The following is a 14,297-nucleotide window of genomic DNA, read 5'->3' as shown; positions in this document are numbered from 1 at the left end:
GCTAAGATAAGCTAATCATCTTAAATAAAAAACGAACCGGAACGATTCGTTTTTTATTGAAACCTGCGTGCGCGAATATCAAACAGCTACTGCCCTGCTTTTACCTGCTGGAACAGGCGCACAGCCAGACGCACAGCATCCTGTGATTTCGGTGATACGATAAAACTCTTATCCAGTACTTCCTGAGTAGGAAATATGCTGGGATCGCTACCAATTTCACTTCTCATCAGTGCCCGTGCCGGTTTGCTGGCTGGTGCAAAAGTCACATAATTACCGTTTTTCGCTGCAACTTTAGGTTCGAGTGTGTAATTGATGTATTTCAGAGCATTGGCTACATTCTGGGCATCTTTAGGAATCATAAACGAATCAACCCAGATTCCAACCCCTTCTTTCGGTGCCAGCACCTGTAAATGCACGCCACTTTTAGCATCCTCAGCACGTTTTTTAGCGATGTTTAAATCACCACCGTAACCGGTAGCCACACACAGATCACCGCGAGCCATATCATCAATATAGCCTGATGAGCTAAAACGTTTCACATCATTACGTACGGATTTAATCAGATTGGTTGCAGCACGGATATCATCCGGTTCACTGCTGTTCGGGTCTTTACCTAAATAATGCAAAGCCAGCGGATACAGCTCTGTAGGGCTGTCAAACAGAGAAATACCGCAATTTTTCAGTTTATGTGTATATTCCGGATTAAATACCAGATCCCAGAGATTATCCGGTAATTTGCCATCAAGTGCTTTCTCTACCATAGCGGTATTGATACCGATAGTATTAATACCCCAGAAATAAGGCACTGCATATTTATTACCCGGATCTACCTTATCCATCATTTTCAACAGATTCGGGTCGATATTATTGTAATAGGACAGCTGGCTTTTATCTACCGGCCGGTAAGCACCAGCTTTAATTTCCCGACCGACATTGGCAATGGATGGTACAACCAGATCATAGCCGGAACGACCAATCAGAATTTTGGCTTCCAATGTTTCGTTACTATCATAATAATCGTAACGAACCTTGATATTATTTTCTTTTTCAAAATTTTTTACTGTATCAGGGTCAACATAGTCAGACCAGTTATAGATATTAAGCTGGTCAGTCGGATTCATGACTCCGTTATTGGAAGTATTGGAAGCAGCATCTTTATTTGCTGTACCGGCATCCGAGCAGGCAACTATCAGCAAGCTTACAATAGCTGACAATACCAGTAATTTTTTCATACACGATTTCCAATTTGTATGCCCCGTTAAAACGGGAGGAAGCAAGTATCTATGACGTGCACCAGCACAGCCACCACTAAACCGACATTAAACTGTGAAATACCGTACCATGCAAGAGCATTTGGCAAATTATTACAGAGTTTATAACCACTCAGAACACAAATAGTAATACATACTCAGAAAATCATCCGAAAAAACCAGAATAAGCCTCCGGCCAGCAGAATGGAAACCGGCAGAGTAAGCACCCATGCCATTACCAGATTACGAATTGTGGATTTTTGCAGGCCACTTTTATTGGCAGCCATCGTACCGGCTATACCAGAAGTCAGTACATGTGTTGTGCTTACTGGCAGACCAAAGCGATCAGCAGCAAAAATCAGCGCGGCCGTTACCAATTCTGCAGAAGCACCCTGTGCATAGGACAAATGGGTTTTGCCGATTTTTTCACCCACTGTTACCACAATCCGTTTCCAGCCAACTAGCGTACCCAGTCCGAGTGCCAGTGCAACCAGTACCTTTACCCAAACCGGAATATACTTAGTGGCATGATCAATTGACGTATGATATGTCTTTAAACTGTCCATCTGTACCTGATTAAGACTGTATTGATGAACCAGGGCATTTTTTTGCAACAAGGTCATTGATTCAGACACCAGATACATATCGTTGCGGATATTACCTACCTGTTCAGGCGGTAAATTACGCAGACTGTCGCTTTTACTCACATCATGCGCCACAATTTCTACCAACTGAGCCAGTGCGTCCAGTTGTTCCGGCGTACCCTGTTTATTTTCCACTAAAGCTGTAACCTGTGCCCGCACATCTGTACCTTGTTGTAACACGAAGCCCGCTGGCAGCAAATCATGAATGGTTTTCTGTGCTGCCACTGAATGAGCTGAAAATTTTGCCCATTCTTCCTTGGGTACAGTATGGTTAAGAGCATACGCCATGGGCACAGTACCAATCAGAATCAGCATAATCAGCCCCATACCCTTTTGTCCGTCATTTGAGCCATGGGCAAAACTTACTGTAGTACAGGTAAAAATCAGCAGCAGACGAATCGGCCAGGGTGGTGGCATATCATTTTCCGGTGCTTTATATAAAGCAGGAATACGCAATAATTTTTTAGACAGAATTAACAGCAAAGCAGCCAGAATAAAACCGAGTAACGGCGAAAATAATAACGATTCACCAACATTAATTACCTGATTCCAGCTTACGCCGCTGGTTCCCTGATGTGCCGACATCAGCTGATTAGCCACCCCTACACCGATGATTGAGCCAATCAGGGTATGCGAGCTGGAAGCCGGTAAGCCAAGCCACCAAGTGCTCAGATTCCAGATAATGGCTGCTGAGAGCAAAGCAAAAATCATCGCGTAGCCAACATCACTGCCCATATGCAGAATCAGCTCTACTGGCAGTAAAGAAATCACTCCATAAGCCACGGCGCCGGTAGACAGCATCACCCCGAGAAAATTGAACGTTCCAGACCAGATTACCGCAGTATTGGGTTTAAGCGAACGCGTATAGATAACACTGGCCACTGCATTAGCGGTGTCATGAAAACCATTCACAAACTCAAACGCCAGCGCAATCAGAAGGGCTACTGTTAATAAGGCATATACCAGCAATGAAGAAGTGGGAATTCCCTGCAAATCATGATAAATACAAACGCCGGCATAGACCAGACCGCCCATTAGTATCAGCAGGAATAAAATTTTACTTACTTTACTGGTTTTACTAGATACAGACATAATTGCCCCAGACGACGAAGCCGCAGACGAAGCAGACACAGCTTTCTCCCTAATTTTAGGAATTACCCTGACTTATTGTAAAAGACCAACATGACAGTTTTGTGACAAACACAATTTTATTGCCAGTGCCGGAATTCTCCTTATTACCTAAATTTGGCTGATAAAAGACAATCGGTATACAAACAGCTGCATTTCTGCGCCAGCACAATATTCATATTATTCTTGCCGCACAGCAATCAAGTACTGTACATCTATCATTCTGCTGTATCAGTATACAGACAGTAATTAAACTCTGCTATCACTAGCATACATCAAATTAACAATATAGTTATAAATCACCTGATCAAACCAGCCTATAATTAAAAATAATCTGCTTTCTCAGATACTAAAATCTAATAAAATAAATAATTAATATATTATCATTGAAAATTTATCTTCTGGTTGAACAGAAAAAAGACTTATTCAGCCGCATCGGCTTTAATTACAAAGATTAAAATATAAAATACAAACATTGACGTTAACATTTTTATTTTTTAAAGTAACAGCCTGCAAGGCATTATGTATTAGTTAGCATTAAAAAAATTAATAGTACTCAGCATTTTCAAAAACGCACATACCAATCAACTTATCACACACAGACTCATACATTGAGGAGAAATATATGCACCAATGGGTACAAAGTTACTCGGCATTAGGTAACAGCATTTATCTCACATTGCTGGCAGCCCTTTTACCAATTATATTTTTTTTTGCAGCACTCACTGTTTTGCGCATGAAAGGCCACGTTGCCGGAGCCATTACGCTGATTCTGTCAATTATCGTGGCTGTTGCCGCATATAAAATGCCGGCCGCTCTCGCCCTGTCCTCTGCCTTGTATGGTTTCTTTTATGGTCTGTGGCCAATTGCCTGGATTATTATTACCGCAGTTTTTCTCTATAATCTTACGGTTAAAAGCGGACAGTTTGACATCATTCGCTCATCTATTCTGTCCATTACTAAAGATCAGCGTTTGCAATTGCTGCTGATTGGTTTTTGCTTTGGTTCTTTTCTGGAAGGTGCAGCCGGATTTGGTGCACCTGTTGCCATCAGTGCAGCACTACTCGTAGGTCTTGGTTTCAAACCATTATATGCAGCCGGCCTGTGTCTGATTGCCGATACTGCACCAGTAGCATTCGGCGCACTGGGCATTCCGATTCTGGTTGGCGGACAAGTATCAGGTATTGACCCATTTCATATCGGCCAGCTTGCCGGCCGGCAGTTACCTATGATGTCTGTCGTTATTCCGTTTTATCTGATATTCATCATGGACGGGATGCGCGGTATTCGTCAGACATGGCCTGCTTTACTGGTTTCCGGTGTTTCTTTTGCCGCTACCCAGTTCATCACAGCCAATTTTGTCGGGCCTGAATTGCCGGATGTTACATCTGCCCTGGTTAGTATGGTGTGTCTGGCACTGTTTCTTCGGGTCTGGCAGCCGAAACAGATATTTACGTTCAGCGGCATGCAGCAGCCTGAAAAACAACGCAGTACTTCAGAATACTGCGCCAAACAAATTGCCCTGGCCTGGTCGCCTTTCATTATTCTGACTGTTTGTGTTGCGGTCTGGACAATCAAACCGCTGCAAGAATGGTTTAACTCATTCAGCCTGATTAAAATTCAATGGCCGTGGCTTGATAATCTGGTGATTAAAACCGCACCTATCGTAACGGAAAACACCCCTATCGCAGCCGAATTTAAACTTAATCTGTTAGGAGCAGTAGGCACATCCATATTACTGGCTGCCATTATTTCCATATTGCTATTAAAAATAAAACCACGTCTGGCTGTCGACACATTCAAACATACTCTGTACGACTTACGCTATCCGGTACTGTCTATCGGATTGGTACTGGCTTTTGCATACGTGGTTAATTATTCCGGTCTTTCCTCCACACTGGCTCTGGCGCTGGCTGATACCGGTAAAGCATTTCCGTTTTTCTCACCATTCCTTGGCTGGGTAGGCGTTTTCCTCACCGGTTCAGACACATCTGCCAATGCTCTGTTTGGCGCCCTGCAGGCTAATACTGCTATGCAGGTAGGTATGGATCCGGTACTGGCTGTAGCCGTTAACTCAGTTGGTGGTGTAACCGGTAAAATGATTTCACCGCAGTCTATTGCCATTGCCTGCGCTGCTGTGGGTCTGGCTGGTAAAGAATCAGATCTGTTCCGCTTTACCGTACGTCATAGCCTGCTTTTCTGTGTAATCGCCGGCTTATTTACCGTCGTACAAACTTATCTGTTACCGTGGACACTCATCCTGTTCTGATTTATTTCTAAACCAAAAGCCCGCTCTCCTGAGCGGGCTTTTGGTTTCCGGTAACAGCAATAACCAGGATACTAACCACCGGTTTTGGCCATAATGCGCACAATTTTATCCGGTTTTTCATTGAATTCATGTTTTTCCGGTTTCAAATCCACTGCCTGCTGAATTGCCTGCTCCAGCAGAACATCAGAACAATTTGCCATTAATAAAGGTTTTAATGCCATACTCTGCTCCTGCCCCAGACACAAATACAATGTCCCATCAACAGACATACGTACCCGGTTACAGGTGGCACAGAAATGCTGGGAACGTGGTGTAATCAGTCCTAAAGTAAAACGGCCATCCGCACTTTCCCAGTATTTAGCCGGCCCGCCGCCATAGACACGTTTACTTTCATGCAACTGATATTTCGGGCGCAGATTTTCAATCAGTTCCAGTAAATTAAAATAATCCAGTCCGCGGGCGCTTACACCCATCGGCATTACTTCAATCAGGCGCAGAATAAAGCCATTGGTAATACAGAACGCCACCATATCCTCTATATCACCGGTATTAACCCCCGGCAGCGGCACCATATTAATTTTAATCTGCTCAAAGCCTGCATCGCGTGCCGTCTGAAGACTATTTATTACCTTATCAAAGCTATCCTTACCGGAAATCTCCTGTACACATTCACGCCGCAGTGAATCCAGACTCACATTCAGCCGGTTTAGTCCCGCTTTGCGTAAATCATATGCAAACCTGTCCAGTTGCGTGCCATTGGTGGTTAACGACAAATCTGAAACCCCGGGCAATGCCGCCAGCCGTGCTACCAGATCGGGCAGATTTTTGCGCAGTAACGGTTCGCCGCCGGTTAAACGGAAACGTGACACGCCCATACGGGCAAATGCGCCGGCAACACGCTCAATCTCAGCAAACGACAGCCAGTTGACCGGTTTTTCAAACTCTGTAAATCCCTGCGGAATACAATAAGTACAGCGCAAATCACATTTATCCGTTACCGAAATTCGTAAATAATCAATACGTCTGTTGAAGCGGTCAATCAGCATGAGATAGGTAAAAGCCTGTTATCAGAAAAAATTTCAGAATAAGGCAAATGATTGGAATAATTAAGAAAAGAACGGCATTTTATCCTAAATTATTACTTAAATCCAATAGCATTAGCAGCAGCTATCTGCCATAAAAAGAAAAAACACGGCATAATAAACGATTATTGGTTTAACTATGTCTTTATCATGATTACGGTTATTTATCTGGCACGCTTTGCCGAAGAACTGGGCATGGCACAGGAAGAGCTTGCATGCAGTTTTGATGACAGCAATACCCTGCTCGCCTATCTGCGGCAGCGCGGAATACCGTTCTCCGAGGTACTGGCCGAGGGAAAAGTATATAAAATTGCTGTAAATAATATTATTCAGCATGGCAACACAGCCATTAGAGACGGAGACAGCATCGCACTGCTACCACCAGTAACCGGAGGTTAAAATGCAGACACGCATACAAATACAGACAGAAGACTTCAACCTCAGTCATGAGCTGGCACTGGCTGAAAAAAATGCGCCGGATTGCGGAGCTGTAGTCAGTTTTATTGGTAAAGTGCGCGGCAACGATAACCCGCAGCAACCACTGAGTCATCTGTATCTCACTCATATGCCGGAAGTAACCGAGCAGGAAATCAGCAAAATCATCACCCGTGCCGGCGAACGCTGGTCTTTACCCTACGCCTGCGTCATTCATCGTGTGGGTGAATTACCAGTAGGCGCACAAATAGTACTGGTACTTACTGCCAGCGGCCATCGCGAACATGCTTATCAGGCCAATCATTTTATTATGGACTACCTCAAAACCGAAGCACCATTCTGGAAAAAAGAATGTTTTGCCAATGGTCAGCAGCACTGGGTAGAAATGAAACATACAGACCAGCTACGCACACAGTCATGGGAATAAATGCAAATCTCGGGCTGATTATTCTGGCCGGCGGACTCGGTACCCGTGTAGGTGGTGCCAATAAAGCCCTACTCACACTAAATGGTCAGCCATTGCTGGAACATATTCTGCATCAGCTTGGTCACTGCAGCGAGCACATTATTATCAGTGCCAACCGGGATATTGCCCGAATAGAAAAATACGGCTATCCCGTATATTCTGATCTACCGGCCTATAGCGGGATGGGACCACTTGCCGGTATCATCAGTGCTGCACAACATTTACCGGAAGCTATTGAATATCTGCAAATAGTACCGTGTGACCTGCCATTACTCAACACCGATATCATTGCCGGTTTGTATCAGAAACTATCCGGCCAGCCTGAACTTGATATTGTTTGCGCCGCAGATTCTTTCACTCTGCACCCTGTCGTTTGTCAGATGCGGCGGCGTCACTTAAAACATATCCGGCAACAGCTTAACAGCACTGGCAAACACAGTATCCGCTCCGTCATTCTGCCATACCGGCATGCTATCGTTACCTTTGCCGACAATATTCCGTTTACCAACTATAACAGCAGCGCAATGTTTACCAGCATGCGCAGCGGAGAAACAACCTTATGATGGATTTTTACCAAGGGCAGGAAGCCCTGTTGCAACAGGCAAGCCGCATAGTCGATACTGAAACCGTACCGCTTAATCAGGCTGCCGGGCGTATTCTCGCCCAAAGCATTATAGCTACTACAGACTCTCCCGCATTCGACAACAGCGCTATGGACGGCTATGCGATATGCGGACTCGATTGCTCTGAATGGCAACTAACCGATACAGCCGCAGCAGGAGATACACGACAGCTAACCCTGCAACACGGTCAGGCTATGCGTATCTACACTGGTGCCGGAATTCCGGTAAATACTGATGCAGTAATTATGCAGGAGAACACCTGCGTTGAAGGACTCACCCTCAGCTGCACCAGCACACCCGTTGCCAATGAAAACATTCGCCGTCAGGGCGAAGAGCTGAAACAAGGGGCAACTTTACTGGAAAAAGGTGCATTACTTAATGCTCAGGCAATCGGACTGGCCGCCTCACAGGGATTCAGTGAACTACAGGTTTACCAAAAACTGCGTGTAAGCGTATTTACCACCGGTGATGAACTGGTAAGCGGCAATAGCCAGTTACAGCAACATCAGATATATGATAGTAATCGCCCCATGTTGCTGGCCTGTCTTCAAACTTACACATTTATTGAAATCATTGACGGCGGTATTCTGCCGGATAATCTCGATATCATCACCGAAACCCTTTCCAAAGCCGCCACCAGCAGCCACAGCATTATTATTTCCGGTGGTGCTTCTGTAGGTGATCGTGATCTGGTTAAACCGGCACTGCAACAATTAGGCAGTATAGAACACTGGAAACTGGCGATAAAACCGGGTAAACCCTTTGGCTGGGGCTGTATCGGTGAATGCCGCGTCATGCTTCTGCCCGGCAATCCGGTAGCCAGCTTTGTTACCTTCAAACTGCTTGGACTACCGGCACTGCAAACAGCCGCCGGGCGTCATATTCTGCAAGCACTACCCGAATGCTATCAGGCCAAAGCTGCTTTCAGCATAAACCCGAACCGGCAAAAACGACGCGAATTCCTGCGCGGAACCTTGCGCTTTACCAATAATGGTCCGGAGGTTATTCCATTAAATAAACAGGGTTCACATATGCTTTCCGGTTGCGTGAATGCACAGGTATTAATCGATATTCCCGCACAAACTGATATTCAGCAGGGACAGTGGCTGACAGTTTATCCGATATAAAAAATAAATTATTCAGCAAAAATAAGGCCGGAAAGAGCAAGAGAGCTTTTTCCGGCTTTCATATAATCAGGATTTTTCTGATTTTATTATCTGATTAGCCAAATAATCTGATAACCTGAGCAGAATTTCAATTTGCTAATGGCCGACTATATTTGGTTTAAATTACTGCTCAATTTGTTTTATAAATATATTGCGCATCGTGATCAGGTGCTGCTGATAATCAGATTAATCGTATGCAGTAAATCTGCCTTAATTGTATCCAACTCAATGCCTGAGCGTTTTTTCCCCGCAACCACCCATATACCTTCGAGCAAGCTAACAATGATTAATGCACGCCGCTGTATTTCATCATTATTGAGTAAAGTATTCTGTGATTGGACGAAACAAGCTATTTTTTTTAAATATTCCTGATAAAACAAATCAATAGCATGATGAGCTTCTGTGGTTCGTTCAGATAGTGCCCAGATTTCCCACATTAACTGACAATTGTAAACATCATCAAGTTCTGAGCAAATGATATCTATCAGTACACTCATCGTTTCAGCATCACTTTTTAGCGCAAGATTTATTTTCCGCTCAACCAGTAGCAGCATATTTTCAACCAGCGCGCTAAAGAGTTTTTCCAGCGTAGGGAAATAATATTGCAGATTACTTAGCCGTATTCCCATTTCATCTGCCACTATCCGCATACTGAAATTCACCCCGCCCCGTGTCGCCAGCAACCGCGCGGCAGTAGTCAGTATTTGTTCTTTTTTTGGAGATAATTTAGCCATCAATATTCTCTGTCAAAGAAAGTTTTTATAAGCTAATTAACAATTTTTCCGAAATTAATTTAGATTTCAATGTAATAAGTTTACTAAAATTCGATAGAAACAGTTATGTTATTAGAATAAATAAAACGATAAATTCAAAATTCACTCATGGATTGACTATTAAAGGATTCAATGTAACCATACCGACATCCATCATTACATTGTTACTAGAATCCAATTCTAGTTGAATAAATTAACTTTAAACATCCTTGCTACACATAGAAATCAAAAGCGGAACCGCAATTAAACAAAGAAATAATAAAAATAGCATTTGATATTCAGAAACATCTAATACCAAACTTCCCAGGTAAGTACCAATCCCCCCTCCGCCAAAAATGGCGACACCAATTATACCTGATGATAGACCTTTATCATTTAACGCAAGCTCAAGCGCTCTACTCGCAAGAATTGATTGAACTAAAATATATCCCATTCCAAGAAACATTGTTGCGAAATAAGTCAGAAGTATGTTATGGCACATGAGCATAAGTAACAAGATTACCGAACAAAAAAACCCTGATATTAATACTTTCCTATTTGCAATATTTTTCAAAAAAAATCTATTAAGAAACCCCGTCATAAAGCAAATAATACCAAATAACATAAGACCAATACCGACATATCTATAATCAACACTAAGAGAAGTTGAAAAATAAGCACCAATATAAGAATATGTCCCAAGCACAATAAAACCATTACAGAATGCAAGAAAGTAAATTTTACGTAATGTATTCTGTGCTAGTAATGAACAAATAGCTTTGATAAATGCCGATTTTTTTGTATTTATATAGCCACTTGAAGGTAAGCAAAAGATGGAAAAAAATGACAATAAGGATAATATTGAAAATAATATAAATATATTTCTCCAATTGCTTATTTCAATTAACCACCCACCAACTGCTGAACTTAATCCCTGGCCTAAAAATATTAAACCAAGAAAAATTCCAACAAATTTAGTTAAAATTTCTTTTTCGTATAACTCTCCTAAAATCCCTAATGAAACTGCAATAATCCCTGCTGCAAATAACCCTGTGATAAATCGACATACAGTAAGTAGAGCAATATTGGGCGCTATCGAACACAATAGAGTGGAGATTGATAAGCAAAGCATGAGTAGTAATAGTATTTTTTTTCTACCATACCGATCGCTATAATAACCATAGACAGGTTGAAGTACCCCATATGGAATTAAATAGGCAGTTAAAACTATACTTACTTGAGAAATTGAAATACCGAAATCTTCAGATATGTCAGGTAAAAGAAGTGAAGCAACCCAATTATCTGCGGCGGAGATAAAACCAGCAAATCCGACTAAAACAAGAACAAAATAATTTTTCATGAATTTATAATCGAATCCCGTTTATTTGATAATTTCATATTTAAAATAATTAGTAAACTAAATATTAATATGTCTGGCCGTCAGAGGCCAGTGGTTCGACCATGCGCAAGCGCCGCCAGCGGGTGCGCGAGGCGTTGCCGGAGCTGGTCGCGCTGGGCTGGACGGTAACCGAGTTCGCGGCGGGCAAGTACGACATCACCCGGCCCAAGGCGGCAGGCTGACCCCCCCCACTCTATTGTAAACAAGACATTTTTATCTTTTATATTCAATGGCTTATTTTCCTGCTAATTGGTAATACCATGAAAAATACCATGCTCAGAAAAGGCTTAACAATATTTTGAAAAATTGCCTACTGAGCGCTGCCGCACAGCTCCATAGGCCGCTTTCCTGGCTTTGCTTCCAGATGTATGCTATTCTGCTCCTGCAGCTAATGGATCACCGCAAACAGGTTACTCGCCTGGGGATTCCCTTTCGACCCGAGCATCCGTATGAGACTCATGCTCGATTATTATTATTATAGAAGCCCCCATGAATAAATCGCTCATCATTTTCGGCATCGTCAACATAACCTCGGACAGTTTCTCCGATGGAGGCCGGTATCTGGCGCCAGACGCAGCCATTGCGCAGGCGCGTAAGCTGATGGCCGAGGGGGCAGATGTGATCGACCTCGGTCCGGCATCCAGCAATCCCGACGCCGCGCCTGTTTCGTCCGACACAGAAATCGCGCGTATCGCGCCGGTGCTGGACGCGCTCAAGGCAGATGGCATTCCCGTCTCGCTCGACAGTTATCAACCCGCGACGCAAGCCTATGCCTTGTCGCGTGGTGTGGCCTATCTCAATGATATTCGCGGTTTTCCAGACGCTGCGTTCTATCCGCAATTGGCGAAATCATCTGCCAAACTCGTCGTTATGCATTCGGTGCAAGACGGGCAGGCAGATCGGCGCGAGGCACCCGCTGGCGACATCATGGATCACATTGCGGCGTTCTTTGACGCGCGCATCGCGGCGCTGACGGGTGCCGGTATCAAACGCAACCGCCTTGTCCTTGATCCCGGCATGGGGTTTTTTCTGGGGGCTGCTCCCGAAACCTCGCTCTCGGTGCTGGCGCGGTTCGATGAATTGCGGCTGCGCTTCGATTTGCCGGTGCTTCTGTCTGTTTCGCGCAAATCCTTTCTGCGCGCGCTCACAGGCCGTGGTCCGGGGGATGTCGGGGCCGCGACACTCGCTGCAGAGCTTGCCGCCGCCGCAGGTGGAGCTGACTTCATCCGCACACACGAGCCGCGCCCCTTGCGCGACGGGCTGGCGGTATTGGCGGCGCTGAAAGAAACCGCAAGAATTCGTTAACTGCACATTCGGGATATTTCTCTATATTCGCGCTTCATCAGAAAACTGAAGGAACCTCCATTGAATCGAACTAATATTTTTTTTGGTGAATCGCATTCTGACTGGTTGCCTGTCAGAGGCGGAGAATCTGGTGATTTTGTTTTTCGACGTGGTGACGGGCATGCCTTCGCGAAAATCGCACCTGCTTCCCGCCGCGGTGAGCTCGCTGGAGAGCGTGACCGCCTCATTTGGCTCAAAGGTCGAGGTGTGGCTTGCCCCGAGGTCATCAACTGGCAGGAGGAACAGGAGGGTGCATGCTTGGTGATAACGGCAATTCCGGGAGTACCGGCGGCTGATCTGTCTGGAGCGGATTTGCTCAAAGCGTGGCCGTCAATGGGGCAGCAACTTGGCGCTGTTCACAGCCTATCGGTTGATCAATGTCCGTTTGAGCGCAGGCTGTCGCGAATGTTCGGACGCGCCGTTGATGTGGTGTCCCGCAATGCCGTCAATCCCGACTTCTTACCGGACGAGGACAAGAGTACGCCGCAGCTCGATCTTTTGGCTCGTGTCGAACGAGAGCTACCGGTGCGGCTCGACCAAGAGCGCACCGATATGGTTGTTTGCCATGGTGATCCCTGCATGCCGAACTTCATGGTGGACCCTAAAACTCTTCAATGCACGGGTCTGATCGACCTTGGGCGGCTCGGAACAGCAGATCGCTATGCCGATTTGGCACTCATGATTGCTAACGCCGAAGAGAACTGGGCAGCGCCAGATGAAGCAGAGCGCGCCTTCGCTGTCCTATTCAATGTATTGGGGATCGAAGCCCCCGACCGCGAACGCCTTGCCTTCTATCTGCGATTGGACCCTCTGACTTGGGGTTGATGTTCATGCCGCCTGTTTTTCCTGCTCATTGGCACGTTTCGCAACCTGTTCTCATTGCGGACACCTTTTCCAGCCTCGTTTGGAAAGTTTCATTGCCAGACGGGACTCCTGCAATCGTCAAGGGATTGAAACCTATAGAAGACATTGCTGATGAACTGCGCGGGGCCGACTATCTGGTATGGCGCAATGGGAGGGGAGCAGTCCGGTTGCTCGGTCGTGAGAACAATCTGATGTTGCTCGAATATGCCGGGGAGCGAATGCTCTCTCACATCGTTGCCGAGCACGGCGACTACCAGGCGACCGAAATTGCAGCGGAACTAATGGCGAAGCTGTATGCCGCATCTGAGGAACCCCTGCCTTCTGCCCTTCTCCCGATCCGGGATCGCTTTGCAGCTTTGTTTCAGCGGGCGCGCGATGATCAAAACGCAGGTTGTCAAACTGACTACGTCCACGCGGCGATTATAGCCGATCAAATGATGAGCAATGCCTCGGAACTGCGTGGGCTACATGGCGATCTGCATCATGAAAACATCATGTTCTCCAGTCGCGGCTGGCTGGTGATAGATCCCGTCGGTCTGGTCGGTGAAGTGGGCTTTGGCGCCGCCAATATGTTCTACGATCCGGCTGACAGAGACGACCTTTGTCTCGATCCTAGACGCATTGCACAGATGGCGGACGCATTCTCTCGTGCGCTGGACGTCGATCCGCGTCGCCTGCTCGACCAGGCGTACGCTTATGGGTGCCTTTCCGCAGCTTGGAACGCGGATGGAGAAGAGGAGCAACGCGATCTAGCTATCGCGGCCGCGATCAAGCAGGTGCGACAGACGTCATACTAGATATCAAGCGACTTCTCCTATCCCCTGGGAACACATCAATCTCACCGGAGAATATCGCTGGCCAAAGCCTTAGCGTAG

Annotated in this window: 13 protein-coding genes and 1 pseudogene; 9 read left to right on the top strand and 5 right to left on the bottom strand. The window is 45.5% G+C overall.

Annotated features, from left to right (window positions below; translation table 11 throughout):
• Positions 1-86: 86 nt before the first annotated feature.
• Entirely contained in the window at positions 87-1,232 is a 1,146-nt protein-coding gene (locus H3V00_RS00400) for a polyamine ABC transporter substrate-binding protein (protein ID WP_084551814.1), read from the bottom strand.
• Positions 1,233-1,408: 176 nt separating this feature from the next.
• Positions 1,409-3,025, bottom strand: coding sequence for an inorganic phosphate transporter (locus H3V00_RS00395; protein WP_279118267.1), 1,617 nt, complete (start codon positions 3,023-3,025; stop codon positions 1,409-1,411).
• A gap of 622 nt (positions 3,026-3,647) precedes the next feature.
• Between H3V00_RS00395 and H3V00_RS00390 the strand changes: the two genes are divergently transcribed.
• Entirely contained in the window at positions 3,648-5,291 is a 1,644-nt protein-coding gene (locus tag H3V00_RS00390) for a lactate permease LctP family transporter (protein ID WP_198206706.1), read from the top strand.
• A 71-nt stretch (positions 5,292-5,362) separates the two neighbouring features.
• On the opposite strand, the gene moaA is transcribed toward H3V00_RS00390, so the two are convergent.
• The gene (gene moaA, locus H3V00_RS00385) at positions 5,363-6,337 is read right to left on the bottom strand and encodes a GTP 3',8-cyclase MoaA (RefSeq protein WP_198206707.1); all 975 of its coding nucleotides are present in this window, start codon (positions 6,335-6,337) and stop codon (positions 5,363-5,365) included.
• 186 nt (positions 6,338-6,523) lie between these two features.
• Between moaA and H3V00_RS00380 the strand changes: the two genes are divergently transcribed.
• Genes H3V00_RS00380 through glp form a run of 4 tightly spaced genes read left to right on the top strand, consistent with a single transcriptional unit; the run spans position 6,524 to position 9,024 of the window.
• Positions 6,524-6,772, top strand: a complete 249-nt coding sequence (locus tag H3V00_RS00380) for a MoaD/ThiS family protein (RefSeq protein ID WP_025330251.1) — start codon at positions 6,524-6,526, stop codon at positions 6,770-6,772.
• Position 6,773: 1 nt separating this feature from the next.
• Positions 6,774-7,235, top strand: coding sequence for a molybdenum cofactor biosynthesis protein MoaE (locus tag H3V00_RS00375; RefSeq protein WP_100125227.1), 462 nt, complete (start codon positions 6,774-6,776; stop codon positions 7,233-7,235).
• Positions 7,226-7,837 carry a molybdenum cofactor guanylyltransferase gene (gene mobA, locus H3V00_RS00370; protein WP_180296325.1) on the top strand — a complete coding sequence of 204 codons (612 nt, stop codon included), beginning with the start codon at positions 7,226-7,228 and terminating at the stop codon, positions 7,835-7,837. Before H3V00_RS00375 ends, mobA begins: the two co-directional genes overlap by 10 nt.
• Positions 7,834-9,024 carry a gephyrin-like molybdotransferase Glp gene (gene glp / locus H3V00_RS00365; protein WP_198206708.1) on the top strand — a complete coding sequence of 397 codons (1,191 nt, stop codon included), beginning with the start codon at positions 7,834-7,836 and terminating at the stop codon, positions 9,022-9,024. Before mobA ends, glp begins: the two co-directional genes overlap by 4 nt.
• Positions 9,025-9,227: 203 nt before the next feature.
• Here the strand turns inward: glp and H3V00_RS00360 are convergent, their stop codons facing one another.
• Both H3V00_RS00360 and H3V00_RS00355 read right to left on the bottom strand, forming a co-directional pair.
• Positions 9,228-9,797 carry a TetR/AcrR family transcriptional regulator gene (locus tag H3V00_RS00360; RefSeq protein WP_078475083.1) on the bottom strand — a complete coding sequence of 190 codons (570 nt, stop codon included), beginning with the start codon at positions 9,795-9,797 and terminating at the stop codon, positions 9,228-9,230.
• A 238-nt stretch (positions 9,798-10,035) separates the two neighbouring features.
• Positions 10,036-11,175 (bottom strand): MFS transporter, encoded by a 1,140-nt coding sequence (locus H3V00_RS00355; protein ID WP_198185759.1) that lies wholly within the window; start codon positions 11,173-11,175, stop codon positions 10,036-10,038.
• 68 nt (positions 11,176-11,243) lie between these two features.
• On the opposite strand from H3V00_RS00355, the pseudogene repC reads away from it, so the two are divergent.
• The 4 genes and pseudogenes from repC to H3V00_RS00335 form a co-directional block, all read left to right on the top strand.
• Positions 11,244-11,396, top strand: a pseudogene (repC, locus tag H3V00_RS00350) (replication protein C, IncQ-type); the annotation flags it as partial.
• A gap of 307 nt (positions 11,397-11,703) precedes the next feature.
• Entirely contained in the window at positions 11,704-12,519 is an 816-nt protein-coding gene (sul2, locus tag H3V00_RS00345) for a sulfonamide-resistant dihydropteroate synthase Sul2 (protein WP_001043260.1), read from the top strand.
• A gap of 60 nt (positions 12,520-12,579) precedes the next feature.
• On the top strand, positions 12,580-13,383 hold the full coding sequence (aph(3'')-Ib, locus tag H3V00_RS00340; protein ID WP_001082319.1) for an aminoglycoside O-phosphotransferase APH(3'')-Ib: 804 nt from the start codon (positions 12,580-12,582) through the stop codon (positions 13,381-13,383).
• Positions 13,383-14,219, top strand: a complete 837-nt coding sequence (locus tag H3V00_RS00335) for an aminoglycoside O-phosphotransferase APH(6)-Id (RefSeq protein ID WP_000480968.1) — start codon at positions 13,383-13,385, stop codon at positions 14,217-14,219. The genes aph(3'')-Ib and H3V00_RS00335 overlap by 1 nt, the downstream gene beginning before the upstream one ends.
• Positions 14,220-14,297: the final 78 nt, after the last annotated feature.

It is taken from the genome of Snodgrassella sp. W6238H11, assembly GCF_016100525.1.
In the GTDB taxonomy this organism is placed as follows: domain Bacteria; phylum Pseudomonadota; class Gammaproteobacteria; order Burkholderiales; family Neisseriaceae; genus Snodgrassella; species Snodgrassella alvi.
The sequence above is the reverse complement of the archived record's forward strand: the minus strand, read 5'-3'. Positions and strand labels throughout refer to the sequence as shown.

What these genes read in the sequence shown, in the direction of transcription:
- H3V00_RS00335 (WP_000480968.1), top strand. Translation starts at nt 13,383, where the DNA reads ATGTTCATGCCGCCTGTTTTTCCTGCTCATTGGCACGTTTCGCAACCT.
- sul2 (WP_001043260.1), top strand. Translation starts at nt 11,704, where the DNA reads ATGAATAAATCGCTCATCATTTTCGGCATCGTCAACATAACCTCGGAC.
- H3V00_RS00380 (WP_025330251.1), top strand. Translation starts at nt 6,524, where the DNA reads ATGATTACGGTTATTTATCTGGCACGCTTTGCCGAAGAACTGGGCATG.
- H3V00_RS00355 (WP_198185759.1), bottom strand. Translation starts at nt 11,175, where the DNA reads ATGAAAAATTATTTTGTTCTTGTTTTAGTCGGATTTGCTGGTTTTATC.
- H3V00_RS00400 (WP_084551814.1), bottom strand. Translation starts at nt 1,232, where the DNA reads ATGAAAAAATTACTGGTATTGTCAGCTATTGTAAGCTTGCTGATAGTT.
- H3V00_RS00390 (WP_198206706.1), top strand. Translation starts at nt 3,648, where the DNA reads ATGCACCAATGGGTACAAAGTTACTCGGCATTAGGTAACAGCATTTAT.
- glp (WP_198206708.1), top strand. Translation starts at nt 7,834, where the DNA reads ATGATGGATTTTTACCAAGGGCAGGAAGCCCTGTTGCAACAGGCAAGC.
- mobA (WP_180296325.1), top strand. Translation starts at nt 7,226, where the DNA reads ATGGGAATAAATGCAAATCTCGGGCTGATTATTCTGGCCGGCGGACTC.
- moaA (WP_198206707.1), bottom strand. Translation starts at nt 6,337, where the DNA reads ATGCTGATTGACCGCTTCAACAGACGTATTGATTATTTACGAATTTCG.
- H3V00_RS00375 (WP_100125227.1), top strand. Translation starts at nt 6,774, where the DNA reads ATGCAGACACGCATACAAATACAGACAGAAGACTTCAACCTCAGTCAT.
- H3V00_RS00360 (WP_078475083.1), bottom strand. Translation starts at nt 9,797, where the DNA reads ATGGCTAAATTATCTCCAAAAAAAGAACAAATACTGACTACTGCCGCG.